Annotated in this window: 19 protein-coding genes; 13 read left to right on the forward strand and 6 right to left on the reverse strand. The window is 62.6% G+C overall.

The features are described 5' to 3' along the window. The first annotated feature begins 8 nt into the window (after positions 1 to 8). Together C0V73_RS17805 and C0V73_RS17810 are read left to right on the forward strand one after the other, a co-directional pair. On the forward strand, positions 9 to 419 hold the full coding sequence (locus C0V73_RS17805; protein WP_102021357.1) for a BLUF domain-containing protein: 411 nt from the start codon (positions 9 to 11) through the stop codon (positions 417 to 419). A 65-nt stretch (positions 420 to 484) separates the two neighbouring features. After that, positions 485 to 1,066, forward strand: a complete 582-nt coding sequence (locus C0V73_RS17810) for a DUF1349 domain-containing protein (RefSeq protein WP_102021705.1) — start codon at positions 485 to 487, stop codon at positions 1,064 to 1,066. Positions 1,067 to 1,205: 139 nt separating this feature from the next. On the opposite strand, the gene C0V73_RS17815 is transcribed toward C0V73_RS17810, so the two are convergent. Next, a complete protein-coding gene (locus tag C0V73_RS17815) occupies positions 1,206 to 1,814 on the reverse strand; it encodes a TetR/AcrR family transcriptional regulator (RefSeq protein ID WP_102021358.1) in 609 nt (202 codons plus the stop codon). A gap of 99 nt (positions 1,815 to 1,913) precedes the next feature. Here C0V73_RS17815 and C0V73_RS17820 point away from each other — a divergent pair, with 99 nt between their 5' ends. The 11 genes from C0V73_RS17820 (at position 1,914) to C0V73_RS17870 (ending at position 13,870) form a co-directional block, all read left to right on the forward strand. After that, positions 1,914 to 2,345 (forward strand): ABA4-like family protein, encoded by a 432-nt coding sequence (locus C0V73_RS17820; RefSeq protein WP_102021359.1) that lies wholly within the window; start codon positions 1,914 to 1,916, stop codon positions 2,343 to 2,345. Positions 2,346 to 2,348: 3 nt separating this feature from the next. Continuing rightward, on the forward strand, positions 2,349 to 3,194 hold the full coding sequence (locus C0V73_RS17825) for a hypothetical protein (RefSeq protein WP_102021360.1): 846 nt from the start codon (positions 2,349 to 2,351) through the stop codon (positions 3,192 to 3,194). 135 nt (positions 3,195 to 3,329) lie between these two features. Then, positions 3,330 to 4,568: an MFS transporter gene (locus C0V73_RS17830; protein ID WP_102021361.1), complete on the forward strand. Its 1,239-nt coding sequence runs from the start codon at positions 3,330 to 3,332 to the stop codon at positions 4,566 to 4,568. Between the two features lie 99 nt (positions 4,569 to 4,667). Beyond that, positions 4,668 to 6,077 (forward strand): multicopper oxidase family protein, encoded by a 1,410-nt coding sequence (locus tag C0V73_RS17835; protein ID WP_102021362.1) that lies wholly within the window; start codon positions 4,668 to 4,670, stop codon positions 6,075 to 6,077. Position 6,078: 1 nt separating this feature from the next. Beyond that, the gene (locus C0V73_RS17840) at positions 6,079 to 6,966 is read left to right on the forward strand and encodes an MBL fold metallo-hydrolase (RefSeq protein WP_102021363.1); all 888 of its coding nucleotides are present in this window, start codon (positions 6,079 to 6,081) and stop codon (positions 6,964 to 6,966) included. Between the two features lie 115 nt (positions 6,967 to 7,081). After that, complete coding sequence (gene rnd / locus C0V73_RS17845) at positions 7,082 to 8,227, forward strand: ribonuclease D (protein ID WP_102021364.1); 1,146 nt, start codon at positions 7,082 to 7,084, stop codon at positions 8,225 to 8,227. A 3-nt stretch (positions 8,228 to 8,230) separates the two neighbouring features. After that, on the forward strand, positions 8,231 to 8,728 hold the full coding sequence (locus tag C0V73_RS17850; protein WP_102021365.1) for a GNAT family protein: 498 nt from the start codon (positions 8,231 to 8,233) through the stop codon (positions 8,726 to 8,728). An 8-nt stretch (positions 8,729 to 8,736) separates the two neighbouring features. Then, positions 8,737 to 9,714 (forward strand): small ribosomal subunit Rsm22 family protein, encoded by a 978-nt coding sequence (locus C0V73_RS17855; RefSeq protein ID WP_102021366.1) that lies wholly within the window; start codon positions 8,737 to 8,739, stop codon positions 9,712 to 9,714. Continuing rightward, on the forward strand, positions 9,711 to 10,721 hold the full coding sequence (locus C0V73_RS17860) for a DUF2891 domain-containing protein (RefSeq protein WP_102021367.1): 1,011 nt from the start codon (positions 9,711 to 9,713) through the stop codon (positions 10,719 to 10,721). Before C0V73_RS17855 ends, C0V73_RS17860 begins: the two co-directional genes overlap by 4 nt. Next, positions 10,718 to 12,403, forward strand: coding sequence for an aconitase family protein (locus C0V73_RS17865; protein ID WP_102021368.1), 1,686 nt, complete (start codon positions 10,718 to 10,720; stop codon positions 12,401 to 12,403). The genes C0V73_RS17860 and C0V73_RS17865 overlap by 4 nt, the downstream gene beginning before the upstream one ends. 108 nt (positions 12,404 to 12,511) lie before the next feature. Beyond that, positions 12,512 to 13,870 carry an esterase-like activity of phytase family protein gene (locus C0V73_RS17870; protein WP_102021369.1) on the forward strand — a complete coding sequence of 453 codons (1,359 nt, stop codon included), beginning with the start codon at positions 12,512 to 12,514 and terminating at the stop codon, positions 13,868 to 13,870. A gap of 117 nt (positions 13,871 to 13,987) precedes the next feature. On the opposite strand, the gene C0V73_RS17875 is transcribed toward C0V73_RS17870, so the two are convergent. The 5 genes from C0V73_RS17875 to C0V73_RS17895 all read right to left on the reverse strand — a co-directional run bounded on the left by C0V73_RS17875 (position 13,988) and on the right by C0V73_RS17895 (position 20,293). Continuing rightward, positions 13,988 to 14,593, reverse strand: a complete 606-nt coding sequence (locus C0V73_RS17875; protein ID WP_143708353.1) for a hypothetical protein — start codon at positions 14,591 to 14,593, stop codon at positions 13,988 to 13,990. Between the two features lie 53 nt (positions 14,594 to 14,646). After that, positions 14,647 to 16,167, reverse strand: a complete 1,521-nt coding sequence (gene ppx, locus C0V73_RS17880; RefSeq protein ID WP_102021371.1) for an exopolyphosphatase — start codon at positions 16,165 to 16,167, stop codon at positions 14,647 to 14,649. A gap of 12 nt (positions 16,168 to 16,179) precedes the next feature. Beyond that, positions 16,180 to 18,372: an RNA degradosome polyphosphate kinase gene (locus C0V73_RS17885; RefSeq protein WP_102021372.1), complete on the reverse strand. Its 2,193-nt coding sequence runs from the start codon at positions 18,370 to 18,372 to the stop codon at positions 16,180 to 16,182. 61 nt (positions 18,373 to 18,433) lie between these two features. After that, on the reverse strand, positions 18,434 to 19,147 hold the full coding sequence (gene hdaA, locus C0V73_RS17890; protein ID WP_102021373.1) for a DnaA regulatory inactivator HdaA: 714 nt from the start codon (positions 19,145 to 19,147) through the stop codon (positions 18,434 to 18,436). Beyond that, a complete protein-coding gene (locus tag C0V73_RS17895; protein ID WP_102021374.1) occupies positions 19,148 to 20,293 on the reverse strand; it encodes an AI-2E family transporter in 1,146 nt (381 codons plus the stop codon). Between the last annotated feature and the right edge of the window lie 43 nt (positions 20,294 to 20,336).

Here is a 20,336-nt window from a genome sequence, read left to right on the forward strand (position 1 = left end):
AAGAGCGCATGGATGTGTTTCGGGCCATCTACTCGTCAGAACCCTTCGGCTATGACAGCGCAATTTTAGACGGGATCCTGATGGAGGCCCGGCGCGCAAATCTCCGGGACGGCATCACAGGTGCCCTTATCTGCCGCGCAGACATCTACCTGCAATGGCTTGAAGGCCCCGAGCTGGAGGTCCGGAAGACCCTGGAACGCATTGAGCGCGACGACCGCCACCTCGAGGTGAAGGTACATGTCGCAGAACATGTCCCGGAGCGAACGTTCGGAGAATGGGCGATGTTGCACGATCCGGCGGCAACATGGATCTGGACGCAAAGCGAGATTGCAAGTGGCGCCCTCAAGCGAACGACACCGGAAGAGATAACGGAGTTCTTCTTACGTCTTCGACGCACTGGGGCTGCTGACGGTAAATGATGTCCCTGACCGCGAGCAGAGTCGGCCGTAGGCCTCTATGGAACAAGTTTTATTAGGTGACGAAGTTGCAGAGTTTTAAGAACGGACGGTGGCTCAATGCGCCTACAAAAGCAGATGCTTCGGATACCGAACTCTCCGTAACGACTGACGCCAACACGGATTTTTGGCGAGAGACACACTACGGCTTTGTGCGCGACAGTGGCCACTTCTACGCATTCCAGGCCGAAAGCGATTTCACAGCCCAGGTTCGTGTCCAGGCGCATTTTGAACATCTATACGACCAGGCTGGCCTCATGGTCAGGCTTGACGAGAGACGGTGGGTCAAGACCGGGATCGAGTTTTCGGACGGATATGGCTTGCTCGGCAGCGCGCTGACGGATGGAGCGTCCGACTGGGCAACAGGGCGATACGACGGCGACCCATCCGATTTCTGGATCAGGGTGACCGTCCAGAATGGCGTATTGCGAATACAGGCATCAGCCGATGCAAAAACGTGGCCACTGGTCCGCCTCTGCCCATTCCCAGAAGCGAAGCATTATCTCGTTGGCCCAATGTGCTGCACTCCCGAACGTGCAGGCTTGGAGGTAAGATTTAGTGAGTGGCAATTAGGGCGGGCCTTGGGCAAAGACCTCCATGACCTGACGTAGCCCGCAGAGCGCTTTATTGAGAAGCCGCAGCGTTCGCTTCTGGCGCAAAAGCGAGGAAACTTTGCTGCGAATGATGATGCTTCAGGAACGGCAAAGGACGGCGTGTTCGGCCTGAACGGAGGCCCAAACCACCCGCCCCTCACTCCGGCAGCAACACGCTCGCCAGATCCAGCGGCGCCGCGAAGGGCTCGCAGCCGGTGCCGCCGTCGCCTTCCGGTGGCAGCTTGCCGTCGATCATCAGATGCGCGTGGCCGTGGATCTGCGACCACACCAGCTGCTCGACAGCCGCCCTGCCCTCCGGGGTATCCAGCTTCATGCGCTTTGCCACCGGCCACGAGATCTCCTCGAGCACGGCATGGGCGGCGTTCGCGGGTGGACCGATGGCCGGGTCGTCCCAGTCGAGGCGGTTGGCGGTGAACATCAGGCGGAAGAGATGCGGGCGGGACCTGGCAAAGTTCAGATAGCCGCGTGAGGCCGCCCGTAGCTGCTCCGCGGAATTATCAGGCGCTGCCGCCATGGCCTCCCGCATCGAGGCGGCAAACAGCCTGAAGCCTTCGACGGCAAAGGCGGTCATCAGGTGACGCAGGGTCGGGAAATGATGTTCGGGTGCCGAATGGGACACGCCAACGCGGGCGGCGAGTTTGCGAAGCGTCAGGCCTTCCAGGCCCTGCTCCTCGAGCATGTCGAGCCCTGTGCCGATCAGCGCCTGGCGCAGGTCGCCATGGTGATAGGATTTCTGTCTTGCCATGCCCCTTCATAACCGCTCGAACCCACGTCGTCAAAATCAATCTTGACATTGCCAAGTTATCTCGCATGCTTATCTTGTCACCGTCAAGATGAGGCTTCCATGTCCCCCGACACCGTGTTTTCGATTACCAGCAGCACCGCCATGGCCGGCTGGTTGCTGCTTATCCTCGCGCCGCGCTGGCGCGCCCTCATCGCTTTCATTCGCTTCGGCCTGATCGGCGCGCTGTCGCTCACCTATGCCGTCTTGATCCTCGTCTACTTCTTCCGCGTCGAGGGCGGCGGCTTTGGCTCGATCGCGGAGGTGCGGGCGCTCTTCATGAGCGATCCGGTGCTGGTCGCCGGCTGGGTGCATTACCTCGCCTTCGATCTCTTCATCGGCACCTGGATTGCCGTCGAGGCCGACAAGCGCGGCTACAATCGCCTGCTGCAGGCGCCGATGCTGGTCGCCACCTTCATGTTCGGGCCGCTCGGCCTCCTGCTCTTTTATCTCACCCGCGCGACGGAAACCGCGCTTGAGCCCCGAAAGGCCTGACCGATGACCATGCTCTTCAACGACAGCGTTGCGCTCGCGCCATCTCCGGATCTCGCTGCTGCCGAACAAAGAACCCGCCGTGTGCTGATCGTCGGTATCGGGCTGTCGGTGGCGCTGGCCTTCCCGAGCCTGATTGCGCTTGGCCTCGACGACCGGCTGATCAACGGCATCAGCGTCTGGAGCAAGCCGCTGAAGTTCCAGGCTTCGCTCACCATGATGCTTTTGACGCTCATCCTTCTGCTGCCGCTGATCGAGGCGCGGACGCGGGCCGGGCTCGGCGTATTTCTGGCGAGCCTGATGGCGGCGATCACGGCAAACGGCGAAGTCTTCTACATCACCCTGCAGGCCGCCCGCGGCCGGGCCTCGCATTTCAACGACTCGACGCCTTTCGAGGCCACGGCCTATAGCGTGATGGGTGTGGGGGCGGCCCTACTCGTGCTGTCGAGCCTGGTGATCGGGGTCTATATCCTGCGCCGACTGCGCGCCGGCGCGCCCGCCGGCCTGCGGTTCGGCGGCGGCTGGGGTCTCGTGCTCGGCAGCGTGGCGACCCTGATCACCGCCTTTGCGCTCGGCGGTGGCCAGATCGACGGTCCCGGTCACTGGGTCGGCGGCATCAAGACGGACATCGGCGGGTTGCCGCTGTTCGGCTGGTCGCGCACCGGTGGCGATCTGCGCGTGCCGCATTTCTTCGCGACCCATATCATGCAGGCCTTGCCGATCCTGGGTCTCGGCCTCGACCGCTTCACGCCCCGCTTCGCCAAACCCGGCATCGCGCTCGGCGCCGTCATTTCCATCGCCGTGGTCGTCGGCACTTTCGTGCAGGCAGTCCAGGGACGACCCTTCCTCTGACGGTTAAATCTGGGCGTGTGGCGGCAGGCTTGGATTTTGGCCTGTCGCCGTCTGCCGAACAGGTTTAGGAATTCGGGCCTGCCACGGCACCGACTCAAAAATCACTCGCCCTCGCCGCGGCCTGCAGGCCCTCAGATGCACGACATTCGCCCCCTCATCCCGCTTCTCATCACCGCCGGCATCCTGATCGGCGGCAACGGATTGCAGGGTACTTTCATCGCGCTGCGCGGCATCGAGGAGGACTTCAGCACCTCGGTGATCGGCATGGTCGGTGCGGGCTATTTCATCGGCTTCGTGTTCGGCTGCGTTTACATCACCAAGATCATGCGGGCGATCGGCCATATCAGAGCCTTTTCGGCACTCGCCGCCATCGCATCCGCCGCCTCGATCATGATGGTGCTGGTCATCGATCCGATCTCCTGGTTCCTGATGCGTCTCGTGCAGGGTGTCTGCTTTGCCGGCCTCTTCGCCGTCGTCGAAAGCTGGCTGAACGCCCGTGTCACCAACGCCACCCGGGCGCGCACGCTCTCGGTCTATCGCTTCGTCGATCTCGGCTCGGTGACGGCGGCGCAGTACATGATCCCGCTCTTCGGCGTCTCCGGCATCGATCTCTTCGCCATCATCGCCATGGCGCTGTCGCTTTCGCTGGTGCCGATCTCGTTTGCCGACAAGTCGAGCCCCGCGCCGCCGAAGGACGTCAAATTCGACATCAAGGTTTTGTGGTCGGTCTCGCCGCTCGCGACCGTCGGCTGCATCGTCATCGGGCTCACCAATTCGAGTTTCCGCTCGCTCGGGCCGATCTATGCCGACGGGATCGGCATGTCGGTGACCTCGATCGCCACCTTCATGAGCATCGGCATCTTCGCCGGCATCGTGCTGCAATATCCTCTCGGCCATTACTCCGACAAACTGGACCGCCGCGTCATCATCCTCGTCTCGACGATCGGGGCACTGCTTGCTTCGCTCTACCTCGCCTTCCTCGCAGGCGATGGCGAACTGGCAAATTTCATCGGCATCTTCGCCTTCGGCGCCTTTGCGCTGCCGCTCTATTCGCTGTGCTCGGCCCATGCCAATGACCATGCGGCACCGGGTCAACATGCGCTTGTCTCGGCCGGCACGCTGTTTTTCTGGTCGATCGGCGCGGTCGTCGGCCCGCTGATTGCCTCCTTCCTGATGGATGCCTTCGGGCCGCATGCGCTGTTTGCCTATACGATCGTGGTGCTAACCTTCTTCGTCGCCTATACGCTCGCCCGCATCCGGGCCCGCGATGCGGTGCCGACCGAGAAGCGGCGCATGCGGTTCCGCAGCCTCCTGCGCACCTCGGCCTTCTTCAGCAAGCTCGCGACCCCGCCAAACGAAAAGGATGGCGGCTGAGATGATCATCGTCAGACCTGCGACAGCATGGCCTACCGGCGCTATTGCTGATCGCTCGTCTCAACTTTAGAAACGGGACGATCAGCGAGAGTTCCGACCGTGACCTTTGTTTCCCGCCGCACCCTTCTCAAATCCGCCGCCGTGCTGGGCGCCTATGGCACCGGCCTCGCGGTGATGCCGCGTCTCAGCCAGGCGTTTGCGTCCACAGACCCGATCGAAATCGAGGCGCTGACCGACGATGTGCTGCTCGATGGCAGGCAGACGACGCGTGGGGTGATGCGCTATGCGCTTGCCGGGGCGCCATCCACCGATCCCTCCCCGCCGATCCTACATGCCAGACGCGGCGAGGCCTTCAAGGCGCGGCTGATCAACCGGCTGGATGAGCCGACCACCATCCACTGGCACGGCATCCGGTTGCCGAACGATCAGGACGGCGTACCTTTCGTCACCCAGCCCTACGTCTATACCGGCGATCGTTTCGACTATGCCTTCTCGCCGCCGGATGCCGGGACCTTCTGGTATCACCCGCATTGCAACACGCTGGCCCAGATGGGGCGCGGGCTTGCCGGCGTGCTGGTGGTGGAAGACGATCGCGATCCCGCCTTCGATGGCGAGGTGGTGCTGAATCTCCGGGATTTCCGGCTCGGCGGCGACAGCCAGTTCATCGAGCAGTTCAAGCCGCGCGATGCTGCGAAGACCGGCACGTTCGGGACGCTGCGCACCGCCAACTGGCAGCCCGAACCGCGCTATGACGTCCCAGCCGGTGGCCTCGTCCGTGTCCGTATCCTCGCGGCCGATGTCACCCGCATCTACAATCTCAAGCTCGCTGGCGCCGAGGCGCAGATCATCGCGATCGACGGGCATCCGGTGCCAGAGCGCATGGCGCTCGACATGGCCGTCGTCTCGCCCGGGCAGCGACTGGATCTCGCCATTCGTGTCGCCGACCGCGAAGGTGCGGAGATGGTGCTGGAGGATGTGAGGCCCTCGACGGCGAAGGTGGTGGCGCGGTTCAGGGCCATTGGCTCATCGCTCAAACGCAATCTTGGCGATCTCGGTCCGCTTGCGGAAAACGCGGGCGTCGATGCCGATCTTGCCAACGCGACCCAGATACCGCTGCTTCTCAGCGCCACCGCTGAAACTGCGGCGCGCGATTCGATCTGCGGCACGCTCGGCTATTCTTTCTGGGCGATCAACAAGGTGCCCTACCCGGGCGACACACCTGATCCGACCGCGCCGATCGCCGAGCTGAAGTTGGGCCAAACCTATCTGCTCAATGTCGAGAACGTCACGCCGCATGCGCATCCGATCCATCTGCATGGCATGAACTTCAAGGCCATCTCTTCAAACAAGCGAGAGGTCCAGCCGCTTGTCTCGGACACCTACCTTGTGCAGCCGGATGAAAAGGTCCAGCTTGCGCTGGTGGCCGACAACCCGGGCGACTGGGTCTTCCATTGCCACATCATCGAACACCAGAAGACCGGCATGACCGGCTATTTCCGAGTGACATGACATGAGCCTTGCCGAGACGATGCGGATCCACGAGCCCTGTCCGGGGCTGTATGCCTATTACGACGGACGCATCCTCGGCAAACGTCTGCATTCCGACAATCCGAACTGGCTCGACGATGGCGCTTATAGCCTGGGTGTTGCGAGCTATGCAATCGTCTCGGGGCGGGAGGCGCTGGTCTATGACACGCATATCTCCTTCGACCATGCGCGTGCCATTCGCAGCCATCTCTCCAGCCTCGGCGTCACCAGCATCCGGGTCGTGCTCAGCCACTGGCACACCGACCATGTTGCAGGGAATGCGGGCTTCATCGACTGCCCCATTCTCTCGAACAAGCTGACGCGCGACACGCTGATCGAGAAGCGCAAGGTGCTCGTCGCCAAGGACCCGCCGATCAATCCGGTCGTCATGCCGACCGAGACCTTTGACGGCGAGACGGTGCTTGAGGTCGGCGACATCACGGTAAACCTGATGCAGTTCGACATTCACAGCGCCGACGGCAGTATTCTCCTGATCCCGCATCTCGGCGTGCTGCTGGCGGGCGATACGCTCGAAGACACCGTCACCTATATCTCCGAGCCTGCGAATACCGCGCAGCACATCACCGAACTCGATCGACTGGCAAAGCTCGACTTCGTCAGGATCCTGCCCAATCACGGCGACGAGACGGTCATTGCCGCGGGCGGCTATCCACCATCGCTGATTACGGCCACACGCGATTATCTGACGCGACTGCTTGCCCGTCTCGACGATCCGGAGCTTGAGACCGAGAGCCTTCAAAGCTTCATCGCACCGGAACTGGCCGCGGGAACGCTCACCTATTTCGCACCCTATGAGGCAGTCCACAGCCAGAACATCGCAGCGCTGAGGGGTGTTTCCGCCGACGATTAAGGGACTTCACCCTTTGAAGAGGGCTTACAGGCTCCGTTTCCCGGTCGTTCATATTGACAAGGAAGGCCAGAAGGGAAACTAAGGTTGATCCTTTAGTTTCCATGACCGAGCCGAAATGATCGATACCACTGCCGCGCTCGAAGAGGCCTGCCGCCTCCTCGCTCAATCCGATTTCATCACGATCGACACGGAATTTCTCCGCGAAACGACCTTCTGGCCGGAACTCTGCCTCATCCAGATGGCGAGCCCGGAGCATGAATACATCGTCGACCCGATGGCCAAGGGCCTGGACCTCAAGCCGTTCTTCGAGCTGATGGCCAATTCCGCCGTCGTGAAGGTCTTCCACGCGGCCCGCCAGGACATCGAAATCATCTTCCATCTCGGCGATCTAATCCCGCATCCGATCTTCGATACGCAGGTTGCGGCCATGGTCTGCGGCTTCGGCGATTCGGTCTCCTATGACCAGCTCGTGCAGAAGGTGAAGAACGTCCATATCGACAAGACCTCGCGCTTCACCGACTGGAGCCGCCGTCCCTTGTCCGAGAAGCAGCTCGATTATGCGCTCGCCGATGTCACTCATCTGCGCGACGTCTATCTGAAGCTGAAGGGCCAGCTGGACGCCGAAGGCCGGGCGGAATGGCTGACCGAGGAAATGGCGATCCTCGAATCCCGCGAGACCTATGACCTGCCCCCGGAACAGGCCTGGCAGCGGCTGAAGATGCGCCTGCGCAAGCCGACCGAACTTGCCGTCATGCAGTATGTCGCCGCCTGGCGCGAACGCGAGGCGCGTGCCCGCAACGTGCCACGTTCACGTGTGCTGAAGGACGATGCGATCTACGAAATCGCCCAGCAGCAGCCGAAGGACGTGGAGGCGCTTGGGCGCCTGCGCACCATCCCGAAGGGCTGGGAACGGTCCAGCTCAGGCGCTGCCATCCTCGAACAGGTCAATACGGCGCTCGCACTTCCGAAGTCGGAGATGCCGCATCTGGAACGCCACGCCCATGCGCCTGAGGGCACGCAGTCGGCCGTTGAGCTGCTCAAGGTTCTGCTGCGCCTCACCTCTGAAAAGCATGGTGTCGCCTCCAAGGTAATCGCCAACAGCGACGATCTCGAAAAGATCGCGGCCGAAGGCGAAAAGGCCCAGGTGGCAGCACTTCAGGGCTGGCGCAAGGAGCTGTTCGGCGACCTCGCACTCAAGCTGATCTCCGGCGGCGTCGGCTTGCGCTTCGTCGACAAGCGCGTCGAAGCGGTGGAGTTCTGATCCGTGACGGCGCTATCCCTGCGCCGTGCAACGGAGGCCGATATCCCGTTCATCATGGAGACCGAGCGCAAGCCGGGCTATGACCAGTTCATCGGACGCTATGGCGTTGACGAGCACATGGCGCAGCTTGCGAGCTCCTCATTTGCCTACCTGATCGGCGAGGATACCGAAGGTTCAGCGCTCGGCTTCGTCATTCTGATGGATCTCAACCGGCGCGACGGCAACGCCTGCGTCAAGCGCATCGCTGTGGCCAGCCCGGAAAGGGGCGTTGGCACACCACTACTGGCAGGCGCCGTCGACTTTGTCTTTCTCGAAACTGATTCCCATCGCCTCTGGCTCGACGTGGTGAGCGGCAACCTACGTGCGCAAACGGTCTACCGCAAGATCGGCTTCCTCCAGGAAGGCGTGTTGCGCGAGGCAGCGCTCCTGCCCGATGGAACCCGCTCAGATTTCCTCCTGATGTCCATTCTCCGCCCCGAATGGGCGGCGCGGCGCGGCTGAGGACACCCATGGAACTTCCCGCCCCGCTCCGCTCCGCCGTCGACCAGATGCTCCAGGGCGAACCCTTGGAACGGCTTGCCAAGGCGAGCGCGATCCTGTCCGATCGCTATCGCCGCGAAGTGCGCGACGGACGCTTTCACATCGATGATGCGCTGGCCGCCAAAGCCTATCTCGCGACCCGTATGCCCGCCACCTTTGCCGCGGTCCGGGCAGCGCTTGCCATGGTCGAGGATGCGGCGCCGGATTTCCAGCCGGAGACCCTGATCGATCTCGGCTGCGGCCCCGGCACTGCACTCTGGGCAGCAGCCGATACCTGGGGCAGTCTGACTTCCGCCGAGATGGTCGAAGCGAGCAGCGCAATCCGCCGCGTCGGCGAAAAGCTCGCCGTCTCCGGCAGCGTGAAGAGCCATTGGCAGTCGGGTGACGTGACAGCGAAGATCCCTGCGCTCGCTTCGGCTGACCTTGTGACGCTCGCCTATGTCCTGGACGAGCTTCCGCCGGCAACCATTGGATCCGTCACGGAAAAACTCTGGGCTCTGACCAAAGGCATGCTCGTCATCATCGAGCCGGGCACACCGGCCGGCTGGCAGCGCATTCTTACCGTTCGTGATAGACTGCGATCCCTCGGCGCCTATCTTGTCGCCCCCTGCATGCATTCTGACGACTGTCCGATCGTGGCACCGGACTGGTGCCACTTCTCCCGCCGCGTGGCGCGCTCGCGGGTGCACCGGATGGCCAAGGGCGCCGAGGTGCCGTGGGAAGACGAGAAATACGTCTTCATCGCCGCCTCGCGCGAGCCTGTCACGATCAGCGGCGACCGGGTGCTTTCGCCGCCGCGCGTCAATGGCGGTGTCGGGCGGGTAAAGCTGTGTCGGACCGATGGCACGGCCACCGAGCTGACGCTCAGCAAACGCGATGGCGAGGCCTTCAAGGACATCCGTCGGGCCGACTGGGGCGACCGGCTGGAATTGGGAGATCAGGGATGACCACGCGGCTGACCGAGCTTGCCTCCCGCTTTGCGACGATCGCGCTCGGGCATGTCACCCGCGAATATCCCAATCACATCCTGCATGGGCTCGAAGGGCCTGAGGATGCTCGGACACCTTCCGAGCTTCATCCGGTCTTTTACGGCAGCTATGACTGGCATTCCTGCGTGCATGGCTACTGGATGCTGGCGCGGCTGCTGCGGCTACATCCGGAAATGCCGGAAGCGCAGGCGATCCGCGATCTCTTCGCGACGATGCTGGTGCCGGACAGGATCGCCGGCGAATGCGCCTATTTCGATCGACCGATGGCGCGCGGTTACGAGCGTCCGTATGGCTGGGGCTGGTTGCTGAAGCTTGCCGCCGAGTTGCACGGCCACGAGGATCCTGCCTGGGGCGAAGCACTGTCGCCGCTGACGGAGCGGATTGTCCAGCGCTTCCGCGACTTCCTGCCGCTTGCCACCTATCCGGTGAGGGTGGGCACGCATTACAACACCGCCTTTGCGCTGAGGCTGGCAGCCGACTATGCCGACACAGTTGAAGACGAGGCCCTACTCGCTCTGCTGCGCGCCACGGCGCAACGCTGGTACGGCTCTGACACCGCCTGCCCCGCCTGGGGCGAGCCCTCGGGCGACGACTTCCTGTCACCAGCGCTGATCGAGGCGGAATGCGTGCGACGGCTTCTGCCGGCAACCGACTTTACCCGCTGGTTCGATGGCTTCCTACCTGACATCGCAGCCCGACAGCCGCGCACGTTGTTTGCGCCCGGCTCCGTTTCCGACCGCTCGGACGGCAAGATCGCCCATCTCGATGGCTTGAGCCTCAGCCGCGCTTGGTGCTGGGCCTCTCTGGCGGGCATCCTGCCCGACACGGACCCGCGCCGCGCTGTGATGATCGAGGCCGCGCATGGGCATCTCGAAGCCGGGATCGCGCATGTGGCTGGCGACTATATGGGCGAGCACTGGCTGGCGAGTTTTGCCGTTTTGGCCTTGACGGAGAAGGATCGATGAGCAGCCTTAATGACACCGTCGATATCACGGGCCGTGTGCTGGTCTCCGGCTCAGCTGAGGGCGAGGTGCTGTTCACCGATACGGCGCTCAGCTTCTGGGGCGGTGCGGACGCCGTGACCGGCGAGATCATCGACCGGCATCACCCGTTGAGCGGCGAGCGGCTGGAGGGCCGCGTGCTCGCCCTGCCGACGAGCCGTGGCTCCTGCACCGGCAGCGGCGTGATCCTCGAACTGATCCTCAACGGAAAGGGTCCCGCCGCAATCGTGCTCGAACATCCCGAAGCGATTATCACACTCGGTGTGATCGTCGCAGAGGAAGTCTTCGGGCGGTCCATTCCGGTGATTGCGGTCGGCAAGGAGGTGTTTGCAGGGCTGCGGACCGCGAAACGCATCCGGATCAGCGATGCCGTTGCCGGGATTGGTTCGGACATTGCACTGACGGATCAGGACCAGGCCATTCTAGCCGGCGAGCGGGGCGAAGCGGCTGCCGTTGCCATGCGAATGGTGCTCAGGATGGCGGCGCTCGAGGGCGCGACGGAACTCATCGACATCAGGCGCGCCCATATCGACGGCTGCATCTATACCGGTCCTGGCGGCCTCGCCTTTGCAGAGAAGCTGCGCGATCTTGGCGGTCGTGTCGTGGTGCCGACGACGCTGAATGCGGTTTCGGTCGATCATCGGCGTTGGCAGGCGCAGGGCGTTTCTGAAGCGCTCGGGCGTCCGGCAGCGGCCGTGGCCGATGCCTATGTGGCGATGGGCGCGCAACCGACCTTCACCTGCGCACCCTATCTGCTCGACGACCGGCCCGCGCGCGACGAGCAGATCGTTTGGGCGGAATCGAATGCCGTGGTCTATGCCAACAGCGTGCTCGGCGCGCGCACGATGAAATATCCTGACTATCTCGACATCGCGATCGCGCTGACGGGGCGAGCCCCGAAGGCTGGCTGTCATCTGCCGGAGGAGCGCGCGCCGCAAGTCCGGGTTACCGTGCCACCGCTTGAGGACGTCGATGACAGCCTCTGGCCACTTCTCGGTTATCTGATCGGGACCGTATCGCCGGATGCCATTCCGCTCGTTGAGGGGGTGTCGCAACATCTACCGGATACGGACGCTCTCAAGGCCTTCGGGGCAGCGTTTGCCACTACGTCTGCGGCACCGATGTTTCATATCGTAGGTGTCACGCCGGAAGCGCAGAGCCCGGATGCCTTCGCCGCACTGGATCTGCCGACGATTGCGCTCAACCACGACGACCTTCAGCGGGCATGGCGCGAGCTGAACGGCGCAGATGCCGGTCTTGTGCAATTGGTGTCGCTCGGCAATCCACATTTTTCGGCCACCGAACTGGCAACGCTTGCCGCGCTCTGTCGCGGGAAGACGCGGAACGCGAATGTCCCACTCGTCGTCACCTGCGGGCGGGCCGAGATGGCCAAGGCCGAAGCGGCGGGCGATGTGGCTTTGCTTACCGCATTCGGGGCTACCCTCGTCAACGACACCTGCTGGTGCATGGTGACCGAGCCGATCATCCCCGTTGATGCCGAGGTCATCATGACCAATTCCGGCAAATATGCCCATTACGGCCCGGGCCTCACCGGGCGCACCATGCGCTTTGGCAGCCTCGCGGCCTGTGTGGAAGCCGCCGTAACGGGTGAGGATCGCGGTAAGCTGCCCGCTTGGCTCGGTTAGCCTGTGGGTAACGGGTGGCGTCACTGAAACTTCACCCAACGGCAATCGGTGCGACATGAAGGCTCCTTAAGGACAGCGGCGTTTCCTCCCTTCCAACAAGGTGACGCCATGACCAAATCCCTTTTGACTTCTGCCGCGCTCTTCATCCTCTTCGTCTCCCAGGCCTCGGCCGAGGAGAGGACCTTCCCAGCCAAGCTGGTCAACCATGCCATCCTGCCGGCGAACACGATCATCGCAGCACCTTCCGATGCGCCCGATTACCTTAAGACCTCCGGCAAGTTCTCGACCGCAGACCGCAAGCGTGCGGACGCGCTCGGCAGCGTACCCGGCAAGGACGGTGTGCGCCTGACGGGCCTTTCGCTTCCCTTCGACGGTCAGCCGCTGCAGGGCTTCTCCGGCATCAAGGCCATGGAAGACGGCACCTTCTGGAGCCTGTCCGACAATGGCTTCGGCTCGAAGAGCAACTCGACAGACGCGATGCTCATGCTGCATCACCTGACCTTCGACTGGGATGCCGGCGCGGTTAAGGTCGAAAAGACCGTCTTCCTCACCGATCCCGACAAGAAGGCCCCCTTCCCGATCGTCATGGAAGGCTCGGACAAGCGTTACCTCACCGGTGCTGACTTCGACGTCGAATCCATCCAGCCGGTGGCTGACGGTTTCTGGGTTGGCGAAGAGCTCGGCCCCTACATGCTGAAGTTCTCGACCGAGGGCGTTCTGACCGACGTCGTCGCGACCAAGGCCGGCGAGATCGAGGTCAAGTCGCCCGACAATCCAACGCTGGTCGTCCCGGCCAATCCGGCGGCCAAGATGCCCGTCTTCAACCTGAAGCGCTCCGGCGGCTATGAGGGCCTCGCCATGTCGAAGGACGGCACGAAGCTCTATGGCATGCTCGAAGGCCCGCTCTACATGGAAGACGGTTCCGTCGAGAAGGCCGATGGCCTGACGGCACTGCGCATCATCGAGCTCGATGCCGCCTCCAAGGCCTGGACCGGCAAGACCTGGCTCTATCCGCTGTCGGAAGGCGGCGAGGCGATCGGCGATTTCAACATGATCGACGAAACGACGGCCCTCGTCATCGAGCGCGACAATGGTGCGGGTGTGGCCGACAAGGCCTGCGCCGATCCGAAGGCTCCGACTGCCGACTGCTTCGCCGTTCCGGCCAAGCACAAGCGCATCTACAAGATCGAGATGACGGAAGAGAATGCCGGCAAGGCCGTGCGCAAGATCGGCTATATCGACCTGATGAAGATCGAAGACCCCGACAACAAGAAGCGCCAGGGCGGCGGCGAAGGCTACTATGACATGCCTTTCGTCACCATCGAGAATGTCGATGTGGTCGATCCGACCCACATCATCGTCGGCAATGACAATAACCTGCCCTTCTCGGCCGGCCGTGCGCTCGACAAGGCCGACGACAACGAGTTCGTTCTGCTCGAAGTCGGCGATTTCCTCGCGGCGAAGTAAGCGACTTCAATATCTCCCGGTCGGGCACCGAAGGTGTTTGGCCGGGACCATCAAAGAGAAAGCGCAGGATCCAACGATCCTGCGCTTTCTTTTAACGAGGCTGGGTGCGCGTGAGCGTCAGGTCGGCTTGGCGCAGGCCGCCTCAACTGGTCGCATGGCTTCAGCCGCCCCGGTCAGCGGATAGGCAAAGGTCTTCTCGCCTATGGTGAACTTCAGCTCTGTTCCCTGCTTCAGCATCCGGGCGATGGCGGCATCGAAGGCGAGGCGCGCTTCGAGGAATGTCAGTTCCATCTCTTCCAGAAACTGGATGTCCGCATCGACGACCAATTGATCGGCGGCAGGCGGCGCGGTCACCGTCAGCTTCACCGTGCCGCTCTTCGGTTCGAAATCCGGATCCAGCGAAAGCGTCATGATAAAATCGCGTGCCGGCAGTTCACAGCGGAAGCTCACCGGCACATCATCGGTCTGTGGCATTCCGTAGAGCAACACGGCCCCACCCTCTTGCGCCTCACCCATCCATATACGCGCCTCTTCGGCGCTCACGTGAGGCACAGGGAAGATCAACGGCGAGGTGGCCAGCGCCACGGCGAGCATCGATTTGCGGATCGCTGCGGGGAGCGGTCCTTGCTTGGGATTGCTGCTGGCCGCCATGACACCCTCTCCAATCAAGGCTGCAAATCTTGGAGATTTGTAGCCCGTCCCCCACACGGCGGCAATCGCCATCGCGTTGACAGCGCTCAAGCAAGAGTTGGGTGGATAGGAGTGCGCTTGCGCCCCTATTCGAAGACGAAGGCCAGCCGCTTGCCAGTCAGCTTCGACAGCTGCATCAGGCGCCCGTCAAGCCGCTCGCCGGCAAAGTCCAGATAGGACTTCGGCACGACGAATTCGAGATCGAGTTCGGGATTGTCGGAGCGACGGAAGCTCAGATTGTGGACCACGCCCGGCATAGAGGCCGAGAAGAGATAGACGACGCGCAGCATGCCGCCGACGAGCTTGGCGCGGTCGAGCAGCCGCTCAGTGGCGATCGCGGCGAGCGGCCCGGTCTGGCCGTCGTCATGCAGGCCTTCGAAGCGATAGTAGTTGGTGAGCGCAATGAAGGCGCGGCCCGGATGAGTGATGCCGACAAAGGAGGAGTGGGCGATGACGTTGAGCGCCTGCAGCCCGCGATAGTCGGGGTGAGCGCGCCAGCTGATATCGGCGAGCAGGCAGGCGGCCTGCCGGTAGCGGCTTTCCTCTTCCGTTTCCTCGATGTCGAAGAAGGGCATCATCTGGCCCGTCCAGTCCGCGAGTTCGCGGGCGTGTTCGGGCGAGCGGGCACGTAGGATCGCCAGTTCGTCGGCAGCCTCGATCAGCGGATCGAGCGCCTGTTCCTCTTCCAGCAACAGCGAATAGAGATAGCCTTCGCGCACGCCTTGTGCCGAGAAGCAGACGCTCTTCGGCTGCATGGTCTCGATCACCTCGCGCATGGCGATCGCACCGAAGGGGATCAGGTTGCGGCGGCTCTTGGAAATCGTTGACCAGGCGGGATCGCGGCTGTTGGCGCCCGAGATGATCTCCTCGAGGAAAAAGGCGATCTCGTCATAGGGAAGCTCATAACCCTGCATCATGTGCAGCGGATATTTACGGATTTCCATGTGCAGCTTGGCGATGTTGCGCCAGGTACCGCCGACCGCATAAAAGGTGCGCCCCTGCCCCTTCTTCAGAAGGCTTGCGTCGCCGATCAGTTTCTTGGCAAAGGTCCGCGCCTTGGGCAGGGAGCCCTCGACGGTTTCCGACAGGCGTAGGCCGCCAAGCGGCAGGGTAATGCCCTTGCCGAAACCCTTGCCCTTGATATCGATGAGCTCGAGCGATCCGCCGCCCAGGTCACCGGCGATGCCGTCTGCATCGTGGAAGCCGCTGACGACGCCAAGCGCTGAGTATTTCGCCTCTTCCTCGCCTGTCAGGACGAGGATCTCCTGGCCGAGGATCTCCTCGGCGCGGTCGATGAAGTCGGGGCCATTCGACGCCTCGCGGGCGGCAGCGGTTGCCAGCACATACATGCGGGTCGCCTGGGCCTGATTGGACAGCGCGCGGAATCGGCGGAGTGCTGCGAGCGCGCGCTCGACACCATCCTCATCCATGCGGCCGGTCGTCGCCACGCCCTTGCCGAGGCCACACAGGACCTTCTCATTGAAGAGAACCGTCGGCGCGCGGGCAAGGCCCTCATAGATCACCAGACGGATCGAGTTTGAGCCAATGTCGACAACGGAGACAGGGGCGATACCGGGAAGACGCCCCTGCGCTTCAGATCTTACCATGAGGTACCAGTGTTATCTTTTCCTGCCGGAAATCAGGCCGGCAATCAGTTTCGGTGCGCTCGATTTCAGTGCTTCTCCGCGGCCCGACAGGCTCGGATTGGTCATGAAATACTGCTGCGCGTTGAAAGGTTCCTCACCCTGCCGCACTTCAATGCGGCGAGACGTGCCGTCGGCCAATATCTCGTAGCTCTGCTGGTTGTCAATCAGGTTGCCCAGCATGATCTGGGACAGCACCTGCTCATGCACCGTGGGGTTAATGAGTGGCACCAGAGTCTCGACGCGGCGGTCGAGATTGCGCGGCATCATGTCGGCCGAGCCGATATAGACGAGCGCCTTTTCCGACGGCAGACGATGGCCATTGCCGAAGCAGAAGATGCGGCTGTGCTCGAGGAAGCGGCCGACGATCGACTTGACGCGGATATTCTCGGAGAGGCCTGCCACGCGCGGGCGAAGGCAGCAGATGCCACGGATGACGAGATCGATCTCGACGCCTGCCTGGCTCGCGGCATAGAGCGCATCGATGATCTCGGGGTCGACGAGCGAGTTCATCTTCATCCAGATCTGCGCCGGGCGACCGGCCTTGGCATGCGCGATCTCTTCGTGGATGTGCTTGAGGATGCGCGGGCGCAGCGTGTAGGGCGAGACCGCGAGCTTCATGCCCTCTTCCGGTTCGCCATAACCGGTGATGAAGTTGAAGACATTCGCCATGTCATGGGCGATTTTCGGATTGCAGGTGAAGAAGGACAGGTCCGTGTAGATCTTCGCCGTGACGGGATGGTAGTTGCCGGTGCCCAGATGGCAGTATGTCCGGAGCTTGCCGTCCTCGCGGCGCACGACCATCGACATCTTGGCATGGGTCTTGAGCTCGATGAAGCCGAAGACGACCTGAACGCCGGCGCGCTCCAGATCGCGCGCCCAGCGGATGTTTGCCTCTTCGTCGAAGCGGGCCTTGAGTTCGACGAGCGCCGTCACCGATTTGCCGGCTTCGGCCGCATCGATCAGGGCGCGCACGATCGGGCTGTCGTTCGAGGTGCGGTAGAGGGTCTGCTTGATGGCCAGCACGTCTGGATCGCGGGCCGCCTGCAGCAGGAACTGCACCACCACATCGAAGCTCTCATAGGGGTGGTGGACGATCATGTCCTTTTCGCGGATCGCGGCCAGGCAGTCGCCGGCATGTTCGCGAACACGCTCGGGGAAACGGGCGTTGTAGGGCTCGAACCGCAGGTCGTCGCGCGGCGCCTTGGTGATCTCGGAAATCGTGTTGAGCGCGAGCAGGCCGGGAAGCACGGCGACACGGTTGTCGGCGACGCCCAGTTCATGAACCACGAACTGACGCAGCGCGAGCGGCATCTCGCTGTCGACCTCGATGCGGATCACGGAGCCGCGGCGGCGACGCTTGAGTGCCGTCTCGAAGAAGCGAACGAGATCCTCGGCCTCTTCCTCCACCTCGATATCGCTGTCGCGGATGATGCGGAAGGTGCCAAAGCCCTTGACCTCATAGCCCGGGTAGAGCCGGTTGATGAAGAGACCGACCATGTCCTCGAGCGTGATGTAGCGGATGGTCACGCCCTCATCCGGCAGGCGCACGAAACGGTCGAGCGTCGGCGGCAGGCGCAAGAGCGCGGTCATCGGCTCGCCGGTGCGGCTCGAGCAGAGCTGCAGGCCCATGGAGAAGCCGAGGTTCGGAATGAAGGGGAACGGGTGGGCCGGATCGATCGAGAGCGGCGTCAGCACCGGGAAGATCGATTCCTCGAAGGTCATTGCCAGCCAGGTCTTGTCCTCTTCGGAGAGGGCTGCCGGCCGTACGATCAGGATGTTTTCCTGCGAGAGATATTGCTGGAGAACCGCAAGCGAGGCCTGCTGCTCCATCTGCAGGTTGTCGATTTCCTTCAGGATGTCGTCGAGCTGTTCTGCCGGCGTCTTGCCATCCGGGCTCTTGATGGCGATGCCTTGGCGAACCTGCCCTTCCAGACCCGCGACGCGGACCATGAAGAATTCGTCGAGATTGGCAGCCGAGATCGAGAGGAAGCGCACACGCTCGAGAAGCGGATGGGCGGTGTTCAGCGTTTCCTCAAGGACGCGGCGGTTGAACTGGAGCCAGGAAAATTCGCGATTGATGAAGCGCAGAGGGCTGGTCAGCAGGTCTTCGGCGGGTGCCACCTCCGCACCGGTTTCGCCGTCCGTGCCGTGTACTGCGCTGTCCATGATTCGCCCCCTCGTTGTCGTTGCTGCCGATTATAACAGTTTAGCGACAGTTCTGTGACGACTACTCGCGCCCGTCTGCTGCCTCCAGCGTTTCAAGCACCTCTGCGGCCAGGCTGCGGCTGATCTTGGAGCGGCGCGCCAGCGCCAGCTTGTCCATACGATCGACCACCACCTGGGCCGCCAGGAAGGAACGCTCCATACGGCTCACGATATAACCGACAATCTTGTCATCGATGTAAAGCTGGCGATCGGCGAAGAGCTTGGTGATCAGCTGGCCGAGCAGTTCCTCGTCGGGCGCACCGATCTCGACCACGGTCGCCGCCTTCAGGCGCGAATTGAGGTCGGCCAGTTTGACATTCCAGGAGGGCGGAAAGCTGCGCGAGGTAATCAGCAGCGTCGTGCCATGCTGGCGCACCGCATTGATGACATGGAAAAGCTCGACCTCGTCGAAGCCGGCGCGATCGGCATCCTCGAACAGGACGGGACCTGCAGCGGCGGCTTCGGAGGCACCCTTGCCCGCTTCAAGGACGATGTCGGATGCGCCGCTGATATCCCGGAAGATCTGCGCGAGATGCGATTTCCCCGAGCCTTCTGGGCCCGTCAGTATCACCACCGGTGACGGCCAGTTCGGCCAGGCGTCAACGATCGACACGGCAGCGGCCATGCGTTCGGAAACCAGCAGGTCGTCGCGGCCTGTCGCCGAGCCGTGCTCGAAGGCGAGCGGCAGTTGTTCGGCGGCTCCGCGCTTTTCGGGAGCCATCTTGGCGTCAGTCATTCACTTCTCTGGGGCTTGGGATGTGATCTCACCGACGGAGGCTGACGGCGGCGGCACGAGCACCACCGAGGTTCCGTAATAGAGATCGCTGTCAAGATAACGCGAGATGGCGAAGCGAACAAGGACGCCGACGGCGGCGGCTGCCGGCACCGCCACCAGAACGCCGACGAAGCCGAACAGCGCGCCAAAGGCGAAGAGGGCGAACATCAGCCAGACCGGGTGCAGGCCGACGCTTTTGCCCACCAGCTTGGGCTGCAGGATATTGCCCTCGATGAACTGGCCGAGGAAGAAGATACCGGCGATCACGCCGACCCAGATGAAATCCGGCCAGAACTGCACGAGCGCCACGCCGAGCGACAGAAGCAGACCGACCGTCGAGCCGACATAGGGAATGAAGCTGATCATGCCGGTGAAGAAGCCGATCAACAGACCGAAGTTCAGGCCGGCGGCCGACAACGCAATCGCATAGAAAATGCCGAGGACGAGGCAGAGCGAGCCCTGGCCGCGGACGAAGCCTGCAATAGTATTGTCGAGTTCTGTCGCGAGCTGGCGCACCGTGCCAAGCTGATTGCGCGGCACCCAGCTATCGACCTTCTCGATCATGTGGTCCCAGTCGAGCAGCAGATAGAAGGCGACGACCGGCGTGACGACGAGCAGCGAGGCGATGTCGAGCAGCGCCTTGCCCGAATTCCAGATCTGCTCGACCAGGGTGCCGAGGAAGCCGACACCCTCGCTCAGATAGCGGGAGAAGTTCTCGCGGATCGTGCCCATCTGGCCATCGACCCAGTCCGGCAGCCAGGAGGCGTTCGAGGTGGCGATGAATGTCTGCAGCTGTGTGACATATTCGGGCACGCGCTGGATGAAATCATTGAGCTGGCTTGCGAGCACCGGGATGATGATCATCAGCGACAGCACGAAGACGACCACAAAGGAGACGAGGATCACAACTGTCGCCATCAGGCGGCTCAAGCCAATGCGCTCCAGTCGGTCGGCAACCGGGTCGAGAAAATAGGCGAGCGCCATGCCGGCGATGAACGGCAGCAGGATCGACGAGAACAGCATCAGGAAGGCGACGAAGATCGCAAGCGCCACCAGCCAGAAGAAGACCTGGCGGCGAAGGCCGATTGCACTGATATTGCGAGCCATAACCGTCTCCGTTTTTGAACTTTACCGCCAAGTTCGGGCCTGC

This window comes from Rhizobium sp. TH135 (assembly GCF_002855515.1).
Lineage (GTDB): Bacteria > Pseudomonadota > Alphaproteobacteria > Rhizobiales > Rhizobiaceae > Allorhizobium.